The organism is Streptomyces sp. XD-27 (genome assembly GCF_030553055.1).
Lineage (GTDB): Bacteria > Actinomycetota > Actinomycetes > Streptomycetales > Streptomycetaceae > Streptomyces.
Genome location: NZ_CP130713.1, coordinates 3,672,684 through 3,691,741, shown reverse-complemented (window position 1 = coordinate 3,691,741; position 19,058 = coordinate 3,672,684). Strand labels below are relative to the sequence as shown.

The window sequence follows — 19,058 nt, the reverse complement described above, 5'->3', positions numbered from 1 at the left end:
GTTTGCTAGGGGTGAGGAAGCAGCATCGAGCGGGGGCCGGCAGCTGCACGTAGCGACAGGCAAGAGATAAGGGGCCGCGGCATATGGCTGGACTCGCACTGGGGTCCCCCTTGGCGGAGCTGAGGGGGGAGTCCGACTCGAACCCCGATGTCAGCCTGCTCTACGACATCAACGGACTCGCCAAGGACGCCCCGCACTGGTTCAACCGGGTCATGGAGTTCGTCGGCGAGTACGGCATCGTCTTCGGCCTGGCGCTGGTGATGTTCGGCGCCTGGTGGAGCGTGCGCAAGCGGCCGAGGGACGCGCCGAGCGCCGTCGCCGGGCTGGTCTGGGCGCCGCTCGCCGCAGGGCTCGCCCTGCTGGCCAACATCCCGATCCGTGGCTTCGTCGAACGGCCCCGGCCCTTCAAGGACCATCCGGTCGCCGTCCTCGTGACGGGCAAGGACGACTACTCCTTCGTCAGTGACCACGCCACGTTGACCATGGCGCTGGCCGTCGGCGTCTTCATGGCCAGCCGGAAGTACGGCGTGGGCGCCATCGCGCTCGCGCTCCTCGAAGGCTTCTGCCGCGTCTACATGGGCGTGCACTACCCGACGGACGTGATCGGCGGCTTCGCCCTGGGCACCGCGGTCGCCCTGCTCCTCGCACCGCTCGCCATGATGCTGCTGACCCCGCTGATGACCTCGATCGCGGGCTCCCGGGCGGCCTGGCTGGTCCGCGCCGGGCCCGACGGCGGCCGGGCGGGCACGCGCCGGGAGGCCGCGGCTTCGCCGCCGGTGCCCGAGCCGCGCCGCGACGGGCGGGACGAGGACCTCGCCGCCTGACCGGCCGTCCGGTCGTGTCACTCCGCTACCAGGTCGCACACCGTCACCAGGCCCACAGCGAACGGCCCGCCGCTCCCCTCCCGGGAGCAGCGGGCCGTAGCCGTTTTCCGGTCAAGGTCACAGCGCCTGCGGGAAGTCGAAGAGCCGGTTCGGGTCGTACTGCTTCTTCAGCTTCGTGAGCCGGCCGGCGGCGTCGCCGTAGTACGCCTTGCGCCAGTCCTTGAGGCCCGCGTCGGTGTAGTTCTGGTACGCCGCACCCGACGCGTACCGCCGCATCGCCGTGTGCGCGCCGTCCAGCCACGCCGTCTGCACGCCGCCCGAGCCGCTCGCCGGCCACGAGGCCATGTACTGGGCGAGGAAGCGCGAGCGCCGGTGGACGAACGCGGTGGCCAGCGGCGCGACCCGGTTGACCGCCCCGCCCAGCGCGGTCAGCGCGATGGAGACCGCCCCGCCGCCGCTGGTCCGGCGGCCGTACCGCTCCGGCTGGTCCAGCAGCGCCCTGATGCCCGCGGTGCTCAGCGAGCGGTCGAAGAAGTCGGAGCGCGCCGCGTACGTCTCGCGCTGGAGCGCGCCGTTCGGCGTGCGCCCCGGCGTCTTGCCCGGCAGGTGGGACTGGCTGGTGGAGTACGAGCTGCAGCCCGCGTACATCCGCATCGCGTCCAGGTAGGTACGGCGGCGCAGTGAGACGCTGGTGGCCGGCGCGCCCGCGCGGTCGGCGAGCCGGTCGACGGCGTTCTGCAGCGCTCCGTACGTCCCCAGCGAGAAGCAGGCCACGGAGATCCGCGGGGTGCGGCCGGGCGTGGCGGACAGGTGGAGGGACGACCAGATCTCGTCCGGCTGGGCGGGGCCCCACTCCTGCCAGGCGCGGAGCACGGCCGCCGCCTTCGACCACGGCCAGGTCAGGTACGCGGTGACGCCGGGAGCCGCCTTGTGGGTGCGGAAGCGCAGTTCGGTGACGACGCCGAAGTTGCCGTTCCCGGCGCCCCGCAGCGCCCAGAACAGGTCGGACTCGCGGTCCTTGGAGACGTCCAGGGTTTTGCCGTCGGCGGTGACGATCCTGGCGCCGGTGAGGCTGTCGGAGGTGAGCCCGTACGCCCGGGAGACGACGCCGTGGCCGCCGCCGAGGGTGAGCCCGGAGACGCCCACGGTGGGGCAGGAGCCGGCCGGGATGGTGACGCCGTGGGCGCCGAGCTGGGTGTAGACGTCGATGAGCTTGGCGCCCGCGCCTATGGTGGCGCTGCCGGAGCCGGTACGGACGGACTTGAGCGAGGAGACGTCGATGACGAGGCGCCCGTCGCCGCTGGACCAACCCGCGTAGCTGTGGCCGCCGTTGCGGATGGCGACGCGGGTGCCGTGGCGGCGGGCGAAGGCCAGGCACTCGGCTATGTCGGCGGTGTTCCCGACGTACGCGACGGCGGCGGGGCGCAGCGCGTCGAAGCGGGTGTTGTACAGCTGGCGGGCGGTGCCGTAGTCGGCGTCGCCGGGGCGGATCAGGCGGCCCTGGAGGCCCTTGCCGAGCGCGTTCCAGTCCGCGCCGGCGGGCTTGCCCGCGCGGGTGGTGATCGACGCGCCGGACGTGGCGGTGCCGCGGCCGGGGGCGGCGTTCCCGGTCCCGCTGTCGCATCCGACGGTCCATGCGGCGCCGGCCGCGATCCCGGTGCTCGCGGCCAGCAGTGTGCGCCTGTCCATGGCGGCCTCCGTTGCTCTGTGCTCTCTTCTAGGCAGAGGGCGAACGGAGGTTCCTGGTTCCTTACGTGTCCGGACCGCCGCCGGCGGAATGGTCCACGGCGTCCTCGCGCGCGCGGGCGCGCGCCCGGCGTGCGGGTCCCCTCCAGCCGCAGGAGCAGTGGGCGCTGCAGAAGGCGCCCTTCTCCACGGTGGTCACCACGTGCGGGACGGCGTGGGGCCCGTCCGGCGGAGGCGGCGGGCCGGGGGCGCGCGGCCCGCTGGGCCGGCCGGGCGGCGGGCCGGGGTGGTCTGAGGCGCCTGGATCGAGCACATGACCACGCTACCGGGACCGTGACGGGCTTCGGTGCCGGGTCGTTGAAGGAGCGAGTACTCACGTCATGAGCAGCGTGAGCCCGAGGGTGGCCAGGGGGTCAGGGCCGATGGTGAGCCGGCAGCGCGGACGCACGGGTGCGGCAGCGGCGCGCGGGTGGTCCCCCCGAAGGGGGTCCGGGGGCGCCTCCGCCGGGAGCGGCGGCAGACGGGCGGAGACGGCGGTGGCGACGGCGGTGGCGGGTGGGTTGGCCGTCGGGCTGATGGTGACGGGCGCCGGGTGCTCGTCGGAGCGTGTGGTGGTGGCCGGGCAGGCCGCCGGCGACGCGGTGGCCGAGCTGCGCGGCGCGGCCGATGTGCTGGTGCGGTCGGGGAGTTCCCGGGTCCGTACGACGGTGGAGATGGCCACGGGCGGGACCCGGGTGGCCGTGCGGGGCCACGGGGGTTACGACTTCGTCGCCCAGCGCGGGCGGCTGAAGGTGGTGCTGCCGAAGGACGCGGCGGGGGTGGCCGAGCACGAGCCCGTCACGGAACTGCTGGCGACGGGCGCCCTGTTCATGCGGAACCGGGGCGAGGGCGTGCCGGCCGACAAGTGGGTGCGGGTGGACACCGCGGGGGTCTCGGACGGGAACCTGGTCACCGGCGGGGCGACCGATCCGCTGACGGCCGCGGAGCTGCTGCGGGCGGCGCGGCATGTGAGCGTGATCGGCGATGAGCGGCTGCGCGGCACGGCCGTGCGGCACTACCGCGGCCTCACCGACATCGGGCGGGCGGCGCGGGTCGCGTCGCCGGGGGTGCGGGAGGCGCTGGGGGCGGCGGCCAAGGGGTTCACCGAGCACGCCGTGGCCTTCGACGCGTACCTCGACGAGCAGGGGAGGCTGCGGAAGATCCGGCACCGGTTCTCGGTGACCAACGGCTGGGCCGGGTCGGGCGGGCGGCAGGACGTCGCCTCCACGACCGAGCTGTACGACTTCGGGGCTCCGGTGACGGTCCGGCTACCGGAGCCCGCGGACATCTATACGGGCACGGTCGGGTCACCGTGACCCTGGTGCCGCCGGACCGCCTGAGCCTGCGAAATGGTCCGTCCGTGCCATGCGCGGCGTGTGCACCGCTCCCTACCCTGGGAAGTCGCTGCTCGTAAGTGCTCGCATGTGCTCGTAAGGGGAGGTGAAGCACGTGGTGGCGCGTCGTGGCTCTTCGGGCCCGGACTCCGTGGCCCTGATCGAGATCGATCTCTACGGTGACTTGATGATCGCCGCGTCGAGCGCGGATGAGGACCGGCTCAGCCCGGACCGGATCGACGAGATCCTCGGCGTCGGCGCCGAACGGGCGGACGGTGCGGTCGGGCGGGACCACCCCTAGAGCGCGGGACCACCCCTGGAGCCGGGACCACCCCTGGAGCGTGGAGCGATCGGTTTCGGCCATGATCCCGCGGCTGCCGGGCGCCGATCGCCGGGCCGGGTCAGGTCCTCAGCAGGCGGGCGATGGCCGCGGTGGCCTCGGCGACCTTGGCGTCGATCCCCTCGCCGGCGTCGTCGCCCTCGTGCGCGGCGCTCTCCACGGCCGCACTGGCGACACAGTGCCGGAGGTGTTCTTCGAGCAGTTGCAGGGCAAAGGACTGGAGTGCCTTGGTGCTCGCGGACACCTGGGTGAGTATGTCGATGCAGTAGACGTCCTCGTCGACCATGCGCTGAAGGCCCCTGATCTGGCCTTCGATGCGGCGCAGTCGCTTGAGGTGCTGATCCTTCTGCTGGGCGTACCCGTGCGGTCCGTGGTGCTCCTCGCGCGCTCCGGTCGGCTGGTCACCGCCGGCGGTGCCGCTGTCGGCTGCCGTGGTGGTCATGGCGTCCTCCGTTGTTCGCGATCGATCGGTATACCCCGGGTGGGTATACCGTACCCCATATGTCCGACTGAGTCCTGACCCGGTCATGAGCACGTTGCCCGATGGGCGACACTGGATGAACGCCGGTTAGCCGTGGCCGGATGATGCGCCTAGCATCAACGAGACCGAATCCGCTGTACCCCGAGGATCCCCAGTGCGCTTTCGTCTGACCCCCAGGGAGACGAGCTTCTACGACATGTTCGCCGCGTCCGCGGACAACATCGTCACCGGCTCCAAGCTCCTGATGGAACTGCTCGGGGCGGACTCCTCCGCTCGGGCCGAGATTGCCGAACGGATGCGGGCCGCGGAGCACGCGGGGGACGACGCGACACACGCGATCTTCCACCAGCTGAACTCCTCCTTCATCACCCCGTTCGACCGCGAGGACATCTACGCCCTCGCGTCGTCGCTCGACGACATCATGGACTTCATGGAGGAGGCCGTCGACCTGGTCGTCCTCTACCAGGTCGAGGAGCTGCCGAAGGGCGTCGAGCAGCAGATCGAGGTGCTGGCCCGGGCGGCGGAGCTGACCGCCGAGGCCATGCCGAACCTGCGCACGATGACGAACCTCACGGAGTACTGGATCGAGGTCAACCGGCTGGAGAACCAGGCCGACCAGATCCACCGCAAGCTCCTGGCGCACCTGTTCAACGGGAAGTACGACGCCATCGAGGTGCTCAAGCTCAAGCAGATCGTGGACGTCCTGGAAGAGGCCGCCGACGCCTTCGAGCACGTGGCGAACACCGTCGAGACCATCGCGGTCAAGGAGTCCTGACCCCCGGTGGACACCTTCGCGCTTGTCGTGACCATCGGGGTCGCGCTCTTCTTCACGTACACCAACGGGTTCCACGATTCCGCGAACGCCATCGCGACCTCGGTCTCCACGCGGGCGCTGACCCCGCGGGCGGCGCTCGCGATGGCCGCGGTGATGAACCTCGCGGGTGCCTTCATGGGCAGCGGGGTCGCCAAGACGGTCAGCGAGGGCCTGATCGAGACACCGACCGGCGACAAGGGGATGGGCATCCTCTTCGCGGCGCTGATCGGCGCGATCGTCTGGAACCTGGTCACCTGGTACTTCGGCCTGCCGTCCTCCTCCTCGCACGCCCTCTTCGGCGGCATGGTGGGCGCGGCGCTCGCGGGCGGCATCGACGTCATCTGGTCCGGGGTGATCGAGAAGGTCGTCATCCCGATGTTCGTCTCGCCGTTCGTCGGCCTGATCCTCGGCTATCTGGTGATGGTCGCGATCATGTGGATGTTCCGGAAGTCCAACCCGCACAAGGCCAAGCGCGGCTTCCGGATAGCGCAGACCGTCTCGGCGGCGGGCATGGCGCTCGGTCACGGTCTGCAGGACGCCCAGAAGACGATGGGCATCGTGGTGATGGCCCTGGTCATCGCCGATGTCGAGGACGCGGGCGACCCGATCCCGGTGTGGGTCAAGATCGTCTGCGCGCTGATGCTGTCGCTCGGTACGTACGCGGGCGGCTGGCGCATCATGCGGACGCTGGGCCGCCGGATCATCGAGCTGGACCCGCCGCAGGGCTTCGCGGCCGAGACGACGGCGGCGTCCGTGATGTACACGGCGTCGTTCATGTTCCACGCGCCGATCTCCACGACGCATGTGATCACCTCGGGGATCATGGGCGTCGGGGCGACGAAGCGGGTGAACGCGGTGCGCTGGGGCGTCGCGAAGAACATCATCATGGGCTGGTTCATTACGATGCCGGCGGCCGCGCTTGTCGCCGCGGCGAGCTATGGCGTGGTGAATCTGGTCTTCGGCTGACGGCCGCCTCTCCGGGGCTCCGCCCCGGACCCCGGCTCAGACGCACGGACGGGCCCGCCCCCCTCAAGGGGGGCGGGCCCTTCGCCTTGCGGCGGCACCGCCATGCAGCGCCGCAAGGCAGCTCCCGTAGTGCCGTGGCCGATCAGCCGAAGCGGCCGGAGATGTAGTCCTCCGTCGCCTGGACCGAGGGGTTGGAGAAGATCCGCTCGGTCTCGTCGATCTCGATGAGCTTGCCCGGCTGGCCGACGCCCGCCAGGTTGAAGAACGCCGTACGGTCCGAGACCCGCGCCGCCTGCTGCATGTTGTGCGTCACGATGACGATCGTGAAGCGCTCCTTGAGCTCGCCGATCAGGTCCTCGATGGCGAGGGTCGAGATCGGGTCGAGCGCCGAGCACGGCTCGTCCATCAGCAGCACCTGCGGCTCGACCGCGATCGCCCGCGCGATGCACAGCCGCTGCTGCTGGCCACCGGACAGGCCCGCGCCCGGCTTGTTGAGCCGGTCCTTGACCTCGTTCCAGAGGTTGGCGCCCTTGAGGGACTTCTCGACGACCTCGGTGAGCTGGGACTTCTTGTACGAGCCGTTGAGCCGCAGGCCCGCCGCGACGTTGTCGAAGATCGACATGGTCGGGAACGGGTTCGGGCGCTGGAAGACCATGCCGACGGTGCGGCGTACGGCCACCGGGTCGACCCCGGAGCCGTAGAGGTTCTCGTCGTCCAGCATCACCTTGCCCTCGACCCGGCCGCCGGGGGTGACCTCGTGCATGCGGTTGAGGGTGCGCAGGAAGGTGGACTTCCCGCAGCCGGAGGGGCCGATGAAGGCCGTCACGGAGCGGGGCTCGACGGTCATCGAGATGTCCTCGATGGCCTTGTGGTTGCCGTAGTACGCGGTGAGGCCGCTGACGTCGATGCGCTTGGCCATGGAAATCACTTCTCTTCTCAGGTGTACGCCCCGTGGAGCGGGGTCGCACATCAGGTCTTGGCGGCTCAGCGGCCGGTCTTGGGAGCCTTCCAGCGGGCGATGCCGCGGGCCACCAGGTTGAGGATCATGACGAAGGCGATCAGCACGAGCGCCGCCGCCCAGGCGCGGTCGTAGGACGCGTCATTGCCGTTGGACCACTGCTCGAAGACGTAGTACGGCAGTGAGGACTGCGGGCCGTCGAACGGGTTGCTGTTGATGACCCGCTCGCCGAACACCAGCAGCACGATCGGAGCGGTCTCACCCGCGATACGGGCGATGGCGAGCATCACACCGGTGGCGATACCGCCGATCGCGGTCGGCAGCACGACCTTGAGGATGGTGCGCCACTTCGGCACGCCGAGCGCCAGCGACGCCTCGCGCAGCTCGTTGGGGACGAGCTTGAGCATCTCCTCCGTGGAGCGGACGACGACCGGCATCATCAGGATCGCCAGCGCCATCGCGCCCGCGAAGCCGGAGTAGTCGTTGTCCAGCCACAGGATCCAGAAGCTGAGGATGAACAGACCGGCCACGATCGACGGGATGCCGGTCATGACGTCGACGAAGAACGTGACGGCCTTGGCGAGCGCGCCGCGCCCGTACTCCACCAGGTAGATGGCGGTCAGCAGGCCGATCGGGGCGGCGATCGCGGTGGCGATGCCGACCTGCTCCAGCGTGCCGATGATCGCGTGGTAGACGCCGCCGCCGGGCTGGTCGTCGAGCATTCCGGCCATCGAGTGGCTCAGGAAGTAGCCGTCGAGCACCTTGGAGCCGCGCTTGATCGTCTCCGAGAGGAGGGAGACCAGCGGGATCACCGCGAGCAGGAACGCCACCCACACCACGCTGGTGGCCAGCCGGTCCTTCGCCTGCCGCCGGCCCTCGACCTTGGCCGCGACCAGGTACGAGCCGACGATGAAGATCAGCACGGCGATCAGGCCCGACTGGACCTTGCTGTTCAGCCCGGCGCCGAACCCGATCCCGGCGCCCGCGAGCGCCGAGACTGCGGCGAACGCGGCAGGGGCCCAACGCGGCAGCCGCGGCTGCTTGAGCGTGGTGGGGCGCGGGGCGCCGCCGTTGGTGGCCGACGGGGCCTTGGTCAGGTTGCTGCTCATGCGTTGGCCCCCGAGTACTCCTTGCGGCGCGCGATGACCAGGCGGGCCGCGCCGTTCACCACGAGGGTGATCACGAACAGAACCAGGCCGGAGGCGATCAGCGCGTCCTTGCCCATGTCGCCGGAGGCCTCCTTGAAGCTGCTGGCGATGTTCTGGGCGAACGTGCCGCCACCCGCGTCGAGCAGGCTGGGGACGATGTCCCAGCTGGTGGAGAGCACGGTGGCGACGGCCATGGTCTCGCCGAGCGCGCGGCCGAGGCCGAGCATCGAGGCGCTGATGACGCCGGAGCGGCCGAACGGCAGGACCGACATCCGGATGACCTCCCAGCGCGTGGCGCCGAGGGCCAGCGCGGCCTCCTCGTGCATCCGGGGGACCTGCCGGAAGACCTCACGGCTGACGCTGGTGATGATCGGCAGGATCATGATCGCGAGCAGGATGCCGACGGTGAACAGCGAGCGGGCCGCGCCGTCGTGGTACTCGAAGATCCCCGTCCAGCCGAGGTAGTCGTCGAGCCACTTGTAGAAGCCCTCGAGGTGCGGGACGAGGAAGAGCGCGCCCCACAGGCCGTAGACGATGCTGGGGATCGCGGCGAGCAGGTCGATCACGTACGCGATGGGGCCGGACAGCCGGCGCGGCGCGTAGTGGGTGATGAACAGCGCGATAGCGACGGCGACCGGCACGGCGAGGGCCATCGCGATGATCGAGCTGACGATGGTGCCGAACGCCAGGACCGCGATGCCGAAGACCGGCGGGTCGGTGTTGGGCTCCCACTCGAAGGTCGTGAAGAAGTTGCCCTCGTTGGCCGAGAGCGCACCGCTGGCCCGGTAGGCCAGGAAGGCGGCGATGGCGGCCATGATCACCAGCAGGGTGATGCCGGCGCCCCGGGAGAGGCCGACGAAGATCCTGTCGCCGAAGCGGCCGGTGCTCTTCTGCTGGGGCTTCCCGAGCGGGGACTTCTCGAGCGACGAGGCGTCGAGCGGGGAGTGGTCGCCGTCGGGCGATGGCGGACCGCTGGGGTCCGGGGATGCTATGTCAGGGATGTCACTCATGGGGTTCTCCGGTCTGCGGAGCCGGTCACGGCTCCTGGCGCGGCGGTGCACCGGATGAGGGGGCGGCCGGCCCCGGGGCGCGGGGCCGGCCGTACCGGGGTCAGGACAGGCTGGTCACGGTCGAGCGGACCTTGGTGGCGATCTCGGCGGGCAGCGGGGCGTAGCCGCGCTCCTTGAGGACCTTCTGGCCGTCCTCGCTGGACAGGTAGGTCAGGAAGGACTTGGTGGCCTCGAGCGTGTCGGCGCTGTTGCCCTTCTCGCAGGCGATCTCGTACGTCACCAGGGTGATCGGGTAGGCGCCCTCGGCCTTGGTGTCGTAGGCCAGCTCCAGGGCGAGGTCCTTGCCCTTGCCGACGACCTTGGCCTCGGCGATCGCCTTGGAGGCGTTGTCCGTGGTGGCCTGGACCGGGGCGGCGGCGCCGGTCTTCAGGTCGACCGTCTTGAGCGAACCGGAGGTGGCGTACGAGAGCTCGAAGTACGAGATCGCGCCGTTGACCTGCTTGACCTGGGAGGAGACGCCGGAGGAGCCGTCCGCGGACTGGCCGCCCTCGCCCTCCCACGCCTTGCCCGGCTCGTGCGGCCACGCCGACGGGGCGGCGGCCTTGAGGTACTTGGTGAAGTTGTCGGTGGTGCCGGACTCGTCGGAGCGGTGGAACGCCTGGATCTTGAGGTCAGGAAGCTTGGCGTCCGGGTTCAGCTTCTTGATCGCCTCGTCGTTCCAGTTCTTGATGTCCGAGTTGAAGATCTTGGCCAGGGTCTCGGCGTCCAGGGTCAGCTTGTCCACGCCGTTGACGTTGAAGCCGACCGCGATCGGGCCGCCGAGCATCGGCATGTTGATGGCCTGGCTGTCCTTGCAGACCTTCTTGGAGGAAGCGACCTCTTCGTCCTTGAGCGCCGAGTCGGAGCCGGCGAAGGCGGTCTTGCCCTGGAGGAACTCCTGGATGCCGGCGCCGGAGCCGGTCGCCTTGTAGTTGACCTTGGTGCTGTCGCAGGCCGCGGTGTAGTTGCGGATCCACAGGTCCATGGCGTTCTTCTGGGCGGAGGAGCCGGAGGCGAGCAGGTTGCCCTTGCCCTCGCACTTGATGTTGCCGGCGGCCTGCGACTCTCCGCCGTTCGTCTTGCTGTTGTCGTCCGAGCCGCAGGCGGTGAGGACGAGGGCGCTGGAGACGGCGAGAGTACCGGCGGCGATGGCGCGAAGCCGGTTCTTGCGCTGAAGCTTCACTTTTCGGGAGTTCCTTCCGGGAGCCGCCGGTGGGGACGGCGTGGGAGAAGAGGAATGGTGCGGATCTGTGGATTCAGCTATGCGGTGCCGAGGCCGGATTGAGGGCACGGCTCGCTTCCGTAGGGCCGAAATTAGGCAGGACAGGTGAAGCCGCCGATGGGGAAGAGTGAACGGCGGGTGAACCTCGGCCGTCAGGGTGGTGGCCTTGCGCGGGGCGGGCGGAGGCGTCGGCTTCGCGCACCGCTCTACCGGTTTGCGGTGTGTCGTGCCACCATCCGTTCCTACGCGCCAGTAGGCGATCGTCGGCGAGTGAAGCGAGTGAAGCGGGGGCCCGCGTGCGGGGAGAGCGGAGGCTGACCGGTGAGGCGTGACGGCAGGGGGAGGGGTGCGGGAGTCGTCACGGCGACCGCGCTGGTGTGCGCGCTCGGCGTGCTGGCGGTCCCGGAGGTGGCGTACGCCGCGCCCGGCGACCCGGAGCCGTCCCGGGACGGGCGGCCGAGCCTGGAAGAGGTCCACAAGCAGGTCGAGGCGCTGTACCGGCAGGCCGAGGCGGCCACGGACGCGTACAACCTCGCGCGCGACAAGCAGACCCGCCAGGAGAAGACGATCACCAAGATCGCGCGGCAGGTGGTCAAGGCCAGGGGGGACATGGCCGAGCTCAAGAAGCAGGCGGGGGCGATGGCCCGCGCGCAGTACCGCAACGGTGCCATGCCGCCCGAGGCCCAGCTGCTCCTCTCCGACGACCCGCAGGAGTTCCTCGACGGCGTGTCCCTCGCGCGCAAGGGGCGGCACGCCACCAGCGGGCTGATCAACCGGCTGGCGGCGACGCAGGCCCTGCTCGACCAGAGCGCCGACTCCGCGTCGCGGGAATGGCAGCGCCTGGACCAGAGCCGGGCGAAGAAGGCGGCTGCCAGCAAGCAGATCAAGGAGAAGCTCAAGAAGGCCGAGAGGCTGGAGTCGAAGCTCAAGAAGGACGAGCTGGAGCGGCTGCGGAAGCTGGAGGAGGAGAAGGCCCGGTCGGCGCAGTCCAAGTGGCTGAGCTCGGGAATTCTCGACGACGTCAAGGGAAAGGCGTCGCCGTCGGGCGGGCGGGCGGTGAACTTCGCGACGGCGCAGATAGGAAAGGACTACGTGTGGGGCGCCGAGGGCCCCGACACGTACGACTGCTCAGGGCTGACGCTCAAGGCGTGGGCGGCGGGCGGCCGCGCGATACCGCGTACCTCGCAGGAGCAGTGGAAGCAGTTGTCGCGGGTGGAGATCGAGGAGATGCGCCCGGGCGACTTGATCATTTACTTCGGGGACGCCAGCCATGTCGGGATGTACGTGGGCGACGGCATGATCGTGCACGCGCCGCGGCCCGGTCGGCAGATCACGCTGGCGGGGGCGGGCTCGATGCCGATTCTGGGTGTCGTACGGCCCGACAAGTAGTCGTACGGCCCGTACAAGGAGCGGCCGCGCGCCGTTGCGCACGTGATGTTCGTCATCGCGCCGCCCTCTTATGTGTGCCAGGTTTTCGGACGGCTTCGGCATATGACAGAAGTTGATTGCCAAAGGTCATTCCGTTACGGCGCGCCCTACCGCTAGGGTCGCCAGGCAGTGACCGGGTGCACACCGCGAAACCGACCGGTTGGTGTGTGCCAGCACGGGTGGCCCGCCACGTGGGCGGGACGCTGTGCCCTCGGGGGGAGGGAAGGAAGCGAGGCATGTCCGTACCCGTGCCACGGCAGCGGGAGGCGTCGACCCCACACGCCCGGCCCGTCGCCCTGTCCGACGGCGGGCTGACGCTGCTGGTCATCGAGGACGACCCGGTCGGCTCCCTCTCCGTGCCGGAACTGCTGGACGCCGACGGCAACCGGGTCCGTATCCGTACGGCCCGCAATCTCACCGAGGCGACCCGGCTGCTCACCGACGACGTCCAGTGCATCCTCCTCGACCTGGCCCTGCCCGGCCCCGGGCGCGGCTCCGGCGACGCCCTGGACGCCCTGCGCCAGGTGCTGCGGCTCGCCCCCGCGCACGCCGTCCTCGCGCTCACCTCCGAGGGCGACGCGGAGCGCGCCGCCGAGGCGGTGCGGGTCGGCGCCCAGGACTACCTCTTCCGCGACGAGCTCAACGGCCGGGTGCTCAGCCGCGCCATCCGCTACGCGGTGGAACGCAAACGCGCCGACCTGGCCCAGCGCCAGCTGACCGAGTCCCGGCTGCGCGCCCAGGAGAACGCCCGGCTGGAGCGCGGACTGCTGCCCACCCCGCTGCTCCAGGGCTCGGACCTGCGGTTCGCTGCCCGCTACCGGCCCGGCCGCAGCCGCGCGCTGCTCGGCGGTGACTTCTACGACACCGTCCGCACCCCGGACGGCACCGTGCACGCGATGATCGGCGACGTGTGCGGGCACGGCCCGGACGAGGCGGCGCTCGGCGTCGAGCTGCGGATCGCGTGGCGCGCGCTGACCTTCGCCGGGCTCTGCGGCGACCAGCTGCTCGGCACGCTCCAGCAGGTGCTGGAGCACGAACGGGCCGATGACGAGATCTTCGCGACGGTCTGCACGGTGGACATCGCGCCGGACGGGCGGCGGGCCGGGGTCTGCCTGGCGGGCCACCCCTCGCCGCTGGCGGTACGGGCGGGCCTGCCGCCGCGGGTGCTGCCGTACGAGGACAACGCCGGACCGGCGCTCGGCCTGCTCCCGAACGCGCGCTGGCCGCGCCGCCAGGTCGAACTCGGGCCCGCCTGGAGCCTGATGATGTACACCGACGGCCTGATCGAGGGGCGCGTCGGGGCGGGCAGCAAGCAGCGCCTGGGGCAGGACGGCATGGTTGACATCGTTTCCCGCCAGATGGCGGAGGGCCTGCGCGGCGAGGCGCTGCTGGACGCGATGGTCACGGAGGTGCGCTCCCTGAACGGCGGGGAGCTGACGGACGATCTGGCGGTGCTGCTGCTCGACCGCGGCTGAGCGGGGCGCGCTGAGCGCGCTGGGGCGTCCGGGGACCTGGGGCGTCCGTGGACCTGGGCCGTCCGGGGCCTCTGGGCGTACGGGCGGCGGGGCGTGACGTCCCGTCAGTCGGACCCGGCGTTCAGCGGCGGCCGTTGAAGGGGCCGTACGGGCCGTGCCCGCGGCCGGGCCCCCGCCGGGGCCAGGTGCGCCGCCCGCGGATCTGCTTGAGGGTGGCGCGCACGTCCACGTAATAGACGATGGTGGCGACCAGCGAGGCCAGCGCGCACATGAACCACAGCGGGCCGAGGATGCCGGCCAGCGCGGCCCAGCCGCCGCCGAGCAGGCTGAGCGAGGGAAGCGCCGTGACCAGCGCCGCCACGCCCAGGACCGTCATCCAGAAGCGCTTGGTCTGCTTGTCGGTGGCGCGGAACGCGTCCTCGCGGGTGGTCGCGGCATCGAGGAGTGCCAGCAGGGCGAACACGCACAGCAGCCGCGGCAGCCACTCGCCGGCCACGCTCATGGCCCTGCCGAACCCCGCACTCAACACGCGGCCCACCACCCCTTCGATCCGTCACGGGTACCCTGCGCGCCACCGTACCCCGCACGGCGGGCCGGACACACCGGTTGGTGTCCGGCCCGCGCGCGCTCACTCGGCCGGCTTGGCCGCCGTCTTCTTCGCGGCGGGCTTGCGGGCGGGAGCCTTGCGGGCCGCCGGCTTGTCCGTGGCGTCGGGCCCGGCGGCGGGGGAGGACTTGCCTCCGTTCGCTCCGGAGCCGGTCCGCGACCCGGCGGCCGCCGCGGACTTCGCCTTCGACGCGTCGCCCTTGGCGGTGTCGTTCTTCGCGGGCGCGCTCTTCGAGCCCTCGCCCTGCGAAGCCTGCGAACCCTGCGCGTCCTGCGAACCCCGCGGCCCCTGGGAGTCGTCGGCCTTCGGCTCGATCCGCCGGCCGGCCTCCTGGATCTCCTCGGCCGCCTCGCCGCGCCAGGTCTTCACGGCCTCGCGGCCGTGCTCGGCGACCTCGTCGTACTTCTCCTGCACCCGGACGGCGAGCTCGGCGGCCCGCCCCACGCCCTGGAGCGCGAGTTCCTGCGCGGACTCCCGCAGCTTCTTGAGGTCGGTGTCCAGCGACCCGATCAGCTCGGTCAGCTTGTCCTGCGCGTCCCGGGCCTGCTGGGAGATGCGCTCCTGCACCGCCTGCGTGTCGGTGTTCCGTACGGCCGCGAGCCGCTCGGGGGCCTCGGCGCGGATCGTCTCGACCAGCGCCGGCACCTCCTTGAGCTTCTGGGCCGCGAGATCGGCCGTGCCCGCGAGGAAGTACAGGGGGGTGGGGTCGGTCAGCGTCTTGCGTACGTCGTCGGCGATGGCCATGGCGATGGTCCTCCCGGATCAGTTCGAGGGTGGGGTGGTGTCGTCGGGGGCGTCGCTGCTGTCCCTGTCGGCGGGGGGTGGCCGCTCGCCGCTCGCGGGGTGTCCGTTCTCCTTGCGGAACGATTCGTAGATCTGGAGCAGCACCTGCTTCTGCTGCTCGTTGATCGACGGGTCGGCGAGGATCACGCTGCGCACCTCCGCCTCGTCCCGTTCCCGCTCGTCGAGGATCCCGGCCTGGACATACAGCGTCTCGGCGGATATCCGCAGCGCCTTCGCGAGCTGCTGCAGAATCTCGGCGCTCGGCTTCCGCAGGCCACGCTCGATCTGGCTGAGATACGGATTGGACACCCCTGCGGCGTCGGCGAGCTGCCGCAGGGAGAGCTGCGCGGTGCGCCGCTGCTCCCGCAGGAACGCGCCGAGATTGCCGACGTTCAGTGATGCCATGAGGACGATGCTGCCCCATCGCTGCTAACTTTTGCAAGCGCATGCTTGCAAAAGTGGCACTTATGTCGGCCGTGCCGCCGCTGCGATGCTGGTCCCGTGACGGTGACGCTTGCGGACCTGGTCCGGCTCCGCCGGGCCCGCGACCTGATGGACCGCGACTACGCGGAGCCGCTCGACGTCCCCGCGCTGGCACGCGCGGCCCACATGTCGTCCGGCCACTTCTCCCGCAGTTTCCGCGCCGCCTTCGGGGAGACGCCGTACAGCTACCTGATGACGCGCAGGATCGAGCGGGCCAAGGCCCTGCTGCGGCGCGGCGACCTGTCGGTGACGGAGGTCTGCTTCGCCGTCGGGTGCACGTCGCTGGGGTCGTTCAGCTCGCGGTTCACCGAGCTGGTGGGCGAGAGCCCGAGCGCGTACCGGGCGCGCCGCCATGACGAGGGCGCCGCCATCCCGGCCTGCGTCGCCAAGATGTACACGCGACCGGTCAGGAATGGAGAAGCCGGACCCGCCCCGCGCCCGTAGCGTAAAGCGCATGGACATCAAGCTTTCCACGTGCTTCATCGCCGTCGACGACCACGACAAGGCCCTCGCCTTCTACCGGGACGTGCTCGGACTGGAGGTACGCAACGACGTCGGGTTCGAGGGAATGCGCTGGGTGACGGTCGGCTCGCCGTCGCAGCCCGACGTGGAGATCGTGCTCGAACCGCCCCTGGCGGACCCGAACGCCTCGCCCGCCGACCGGCAGGCCATGGCGGAACTGCTGGCCAAGGGCCTGCTGCGCGGCGTCATCTTCTCGACCGACGACGTCGACGCCACCTTCGAGCGCATCCGCGCCGCGGGCGGCGAGGTGCTGCAGGAGCCGGTCGACCAGCCGTACGGCGTCCGAGACTGCGCCTTCCGTGATCCCTCCGGCAACATGTTGCGCTTCAATCAGCCTCGCGGGCACTGAGATCGGCCACTGAGATCGACATTGGATCGACACGGAGATCTCGTCCCGCGGACCGAGCGCAGCCCAGGAAGACGGACGGAGACACGATGAGCACGGCCTCGAAGACGGACACGCAGTCGCCTGAGCCGCACGCCGCCGACAGCCACGCGTTGATCCGCGTGCACGGCGCGCGCGTGAACAACCTCAAGGACGTCAGCGTCGAGATACCCAAGCGCCGGCTGACGGTGTTCACCGGCGTCTCCGGCTCGGGCAAGAGCTCGCTGGTGTTCGACACCATCGCCGCGGAGTCGCAGCGGCTGATCAACGAGACCTACAGCGCCTTCGTGCAGGGCTTCATGCCGACGCTGGCCCGGCCCGAGGTCGACGTCCTCGACGGGCTGACGACCGCGATCATCGTCGACCAGCAGCGGATGGGCGCCGACCCCCGCTCCACGGTCGGTACCGCGACCGACGCCAACGCGATGCTGCGCATCCTCTTCAGCCGGCTCGGCACGCCGCACATCGGCCCGCCCGGCGCGTTCTCCTTCAATGTCGCCTCGGTCTCGGCGAGCGGTGGGTTCACGGTCGACCGCGGTGCCGACAAGACCAGGACAGAGAAGGTGACCTTCAGCCGCACCGGCGGCATGTGCACGCACTGCGAAGGCCGGGGCACGGTCTCCGACATCGACCTCACCCAGCTCTACGACGACTCCAAGTCGCTCGCCGAGGACCCGTTCACCATCCCCACCTACACCGGGGGCGGCTGGGTGGTGCGGGTCATCGCCGAGTCGGGTTTCTTCGACCCGGACAAGCCGATCCGCCAGTACACCAAGAAGGAGCGGCACGACTTCCTCTACCGCGAGCCGACCAAGGTGAAGATCAACGGCATCAACCTCACCTACGAGGGGCTGATCCCCAAGCTCCAGAAGTCGATGCTCTCCAAGGACCGGGAGGCGATGCAGCCGCACATCCGGGCGTTCGTGGACCGGGCGGTCACCTTCGCCGAGTGCCCCGAGTGCGACGGCACCCGGCTCAGCGAGCCGGCCCGGTCGTCGCGGATCGGCGAGGTCAACATCGCCGACGCCTGCGCGATGCAGATCAGCGACCTGGCCGAGTGGGTCCGCGGCATCGCCGAGCCTTCGGTCGCGCCGCTGCTCACCGCGCTGCAGCGCACCCTCGACTCGTTCTCGGAGATCGGTCTGGGCTACCTCTCGCTCGACCGGCCGTCGGGCACGCTGTCGGGCGGCGAGGCGCAGCGCGTCAAGATGATCCGCCACCTCGGCTCCTCGCTCACCGACGTCACCTACGTCTTCGACGAGCCCACCGTCGGCCTCCACCCCCATGACATCCAGCGGATGAACGACCTGCTGCTGCGGCTGCGGGACAAGGGCAACACGGTGCTCGTCGTGGAGCACAAGCCGGAGGCGATCGCGATCGCCGACCACGTCGTCGACCTCGGTCCCGGCGCCGGTACGGCGGGCGGCACCGTCTGCTTCGAGGGCACCGTCGAGGGTCTGCGGGCCGGCGGCACCGTCACCGGCCGCCATCTCGACGACCGGGCCGCCCTCAAGGAGACGGTGCGGAGGCCCACCGGCCGGCTCCCGATCCGCGGCGCGACGGCGCACAACCTGCGGGGCGTCGACGTCGACATCCCGCTCGGCGTGCTCTGCGTCGTCACCGGCGTCGCGGGCTCCGGCAAGAGCTCACTGATCCACGGCTCCGTCCCCGCCTCGGAGGGCGTGGTGTCGGTCGACCAGGCGCCCATCCGCGGCTCGCGACGGAGCAACCCGGCGACGTACACCGGACTGCTCGACCCGATCCGCAAGGCGTTCGCGAAGGCCAACGGCGTGAAGCCGGCGCTGTTCAGCGCCAACTCCGAGGGCGCCTGCCCCCACTGCAACGGCGCCGGCGTCGTCTACACCGACCTGGCGATGATGGCCGGCGTCGCCACCACCTGCGAGGAGTGCGACGGGAAGCGGTTCGAGGCGTCGGTCCTCCACCACCACCTCGGCGGCCGCGACATCAGCGAGGTGCTCGCGATGTCGGTGACCGAGGCCGAGGAGTTCTTCGGCGCCGGCGAGGCGCGCACTCCGGCCGCGCACCGCATCCTCGACCGGCTCGCCGACGTCGGGCTCGGCTACCTCACCCTCGGCCAGCCGCTCACCACGCTGTCCGGCGGCGAGCGGCAGCGGCTCAAGCTGGCCACGCACATGGCCGAGAAGGGCGGCATCTACGTGCTCGACGAGCCGACCACCGGCCTCCACCTCGCCGACGTGGAGCAGCTGCTCGGCCTGCTCGACCGGCTCGTCGACGCGGGCAAGTCGGTCATCGTCATCGAGCACCACCAGGCGGTCATGGCGCACGCCGACTGGATCATCGACCTCGGCCCCGGCGCCGGCCACGACGGCGGCCGGATCGTCTTCGAGGGCACACCCGCCGACCTCGTCGCCGCCCGCTCCACCCTCACCGGGGAGCACCTGGCGGCCTACGTCGGCACGGCGCCGTGACGGCGCCTTAGGTGAAGAACCCTATGTAGGACGAGGCGAGGCTTGAGGCCAGCCAGTACAACCC

At 70.8% G+C, this 19,058-nt stretch carries 19 protein-coding genes; 10 read left to right on the top strand and 9 right to left on the bottom strand.

Annotation, left to right across the window (positions count from 1 at the left end):
- The first annotated feature begins 83 nt into the window (after nt 1–83).
- Complete coding sequence (locus tag Q3Y56_RS15770) at nt 84–824, top strand: phosphatase PAP2 family protein (protein WP_304462565.1); 741 nt, start codon at nt 84–86, stop codon at nt 822–824.
- 117 nt (nt 825–941) lie between these two features.
- On the opposite strand, the gene Q3Y56_RS15765 is transcribed toward Q3Y56_RS15770, so the two are convergent.
- A complete protein-coding gene (locus Q3Y56_RS15765) occupies nt 942–2,513 on the bottom strand; it encodes an FAD-binding oxidoreductase (RefSeq protein WP_304462564.1) in 1,572 nt (523 codons plus the stop codon).
- Nucleotides 2,514–3,046: 533 nt separating this feature from the next.
- Between Q3Y56_RS15765 and Q3Y56_RS15760 the strand changes: the two genes are divergently transcribed.
- Together Q3Y56_RS15760 and Q3Y56_RS15755 are read left to right on the top strand one after the other, a co-directional pair.
- Nucleotides 3,047–3,865, top strand: a complete 819-nt coding sequence (locus Q3Y56_RS15760) for a hypothetical protein (RefSeq protein ID WP_304462563.1) — start codon at nt 3,047–3,049, stop codon at nt 3,863–3,865.
- Nucleotides 3,866–3,998: 133 nt separating this feature from the next.
- The gene (locus tag Q3Y56_RS15755; RefSeq protein ID WP_304462562.1) at nt 3,999–4,184 is read left to right on the top strand and encodes a hypothetical protein; all 186 of its coding nucleotides are present in this window, start codon (nt 3,999–4,001) and stop codon (nt 4,182–4,184) included.
- Between the two features lie 100 nt (nt 4,185–4,284).
- Here Q3Y56_RS15755 and Q3Y56_RS15750 read toward each other — a convergent pair whose 3' ends face one another.
- Nucleotides 4,285–4,665 carry a metal-sensitive transcriptional regulator gene (locus Q3Y56_RS15750; RefSeq protein WP_304462561.1) on the bottom strand — a complete coding sequence of 127 codons (381 nt, stop codon included), beginning with the start codon at nt 4,663–4,665 and terminating at the stop codon, nt 4,285–4,287.
- Nucleotides 4,666–4,858: 193 nt separating this feature from the next.
- Here Q3Y56_RS15750 and Q3Y56_RS15745 point away from each other — a divergent pair, with 193 nt between their 5' ends.
- On the top strand, nt 4,859–5,479 hold the full coding sequence (locus Q3Y56_RS15745) for a DUF47 domain-containing protein (protein WP_304462560.1): 621 nt from the start codon (nt 4,859–4,861) through the stop codon (nt 5,477–5,479).
- Nucleotides 5,480–5,485: 6 nt separating this feature from the next.
- Nucleotides 5,486–6,484 carry an inorganic phosphate transporter gene (locus tag Q3Y56_RS15740; protein WP_304462559.1) on the top strand — a complete coding sequence of 333 codons (999 nt, stop codon included), beginning with the start codon at nt 5,486–5,488 and terminating at the stop codon, nt 6,482–6,484.
- Nucleotides 6,485–6,626: 142 nt separating this feature from the next.
- Here Q3Y56_RS15740 and pstB read toward each other — a convergent pair whose 3' ends face one another.
- The 4 genes from pstB to pstS form a co-directional block, all read right to left on the bottom strand.
- Complete coding sequence (gene pstB / locus Q3Y56_RS15735) at nt 6,627–7,403, bottom strand: phosphate ABC transporter ATP-binding protein PstB (RefSeq protein ID WP_304462558.1); 777 nt, start codon at nt 7,401–7,403, stop codon at nt 6,627–6,629.
- Between the two features lie 65 nt (nt 7,404–7,468).
- Nucleotides 7,469–8,551, bottom strand: coding sequence for a phosphate ABC transporter permease PstA (gene pstA, locus Q3Y56_RS15730; RefSeq protein ID WP_304462557.1), 1,083 nt, complete (start codon nt 8,549–8,551; stop codon nt 7,469–7,471).
- Complete coding sequence (pstC, locus tag Q3Y56_RS15725) at nt 8,548–9,600, bottom strand: phosphate ABC transporter permease subunit PstC (RefSeq protein ID WP_304462556.1); 1,053 nt, start codon at nt 9,598–9,600, stop codon at nt 8,548–8,550. The genes pstA and pstC overlap by 4 nt, the downstream gene beginning before the upstream one ends.
- Before the next feature lie 100 nt (nt 9,601–9,700).
- Nucleotides 9,701–10,822 carry a phosphate ABC transporter substrate-binding protein PstS gene (gene pstS / locus Q3Y56_RS15720; protein ID WP_304462555.1) on the bottom strand — a complete coding sequence of 374 codons (1,122 nt, stop codon included), beginning with the start codon at nt 10,820–10,822 and terminating at the stop codon, nt 9,701–9,703.
- A 360-nt stretch (nt 10,823–11,182) separates the two neighbouring features.
- On the opposite strand from pstS, the gene Q3Y56_RS15715 reads away from it, so the two are divergent.
- Nucleotides 11,183–12,250 carry a C40 family peptidase gene (locus Q3Y56_RS15715; protein ID WP_304462554.1) on the top strand — a complete coding sequence of 356 codons (1,068 nt, stop codon included), beginning with the start codon at nt 11,183–11,185 and terminating at the stop codon, nt 12,248–12,250.
- Between the two features lie 275 nt (nt 12,251–12,525).
- A complete protein-coding gene (locus tag Q3Y56_RS15710) occupies nt 12,526–13,764 on the top strand; it encodes a PP2C family protein-serine/threonine phosphatase (RefSeq protein WP_304462553.1) in 1,239 nt (412 codons plus the stop codon).
- A 121-nt stretch (nt 13,765–13,885) separates the two neighbouring features.
- Here the strand turns inward: Q3Y56_RS15710 and Q3Y56_RS15705 are convergent, their stop codons facing one another.
- The 3 genes from Q3Y56_RS15705 to Q3Y56_RS15695 all read right to left on the bottom strand — a co-directional run bounded on the left by Q3Y56_RS15705 (nt 13,886) and on the right by Q3Y56_RS15695 (nt 15,559).
- Complete coding sequence (locus Q3Y56_RS15705; protein WP_304462552.1) at nt 13,886–14,266, bottom strand: DUF2516 family protein; 381 nt, start codon at nt 14,264–14,266, stop codon at nt 13,886–13,888.
- Nucleotides 14,267–14,392: 126 nt separating this feature from the next.
- Nucleotides 14,393–15,115, bottom strand: coding sequence for a hypothetical protein (locus Q3Y56_RS15700; protein WP_304462551.1), 723 nt, complete (start codon nt 15,113–15,115; stop codon nt 14,393–14,395).
- 18 nt (nt 15,116–15,133) lie between these two features.
- Nucleotides 15,134–15,559, bottom strand: a complete 426-nt coding sequence (locus Q3Y56_RS15695; RefSeq protein WP_304462550.1) for a helix-turn-helix domain-containing protein — start codon at nt 15,557–15,559, stop codon at nt 15,134–15,136.
- Between the two features lie 102 nt (nt 15,560–15,661).
- On the opposite strand from Q3Y56_RS15695, the gene Q3Y56_RS15690 reads away from it, so the two are divergent.
- The 3 genes from Q3Y56_RS15690 to Q3Y56_RS15680 all read left to right on the top strand — a co-directional run bounded on the left by Q3Y56_RS15690 (nt 15,662) and on the right by Q3Y56_RS15680 (nt 18,994).
- Entirely contained in the window at nt 15,662–16,081 is a 420-nt protein-coding gene (locus Q3Y56_RS15690) for a helix-turn-helix domain-containing protein (protein WP_304465632.1), read from the top strand.
- A 10-nt stretch (nt 16,082–16,091) separates the two neighbouring features.
- A complete protein-coding gene (locus Q3Y56_RS15685; RefSeq protein ID WP_304462549.1) occupies nt 16,092–16,508 on the top strand; it encodes a VOC family protein in 417 nt (138 codons plus the stop codon).
- Nucleotides 16,509–16,594: 86 nt separating this feature from the next.
- Nucleotides 16,595–18,994, top strand: coding sequence for an excinuclease ABC subunit UvrA (locus tag Q3Y56_RS15680; protein ID WP_304462548.1), 2,400 nt, complete (start codon nt 16,595–16,597; stop codon nt 18,992–18,994).
- The last annotated feature ends 64 nt before the right edge of the window (nt 18,995–19,058 follow it).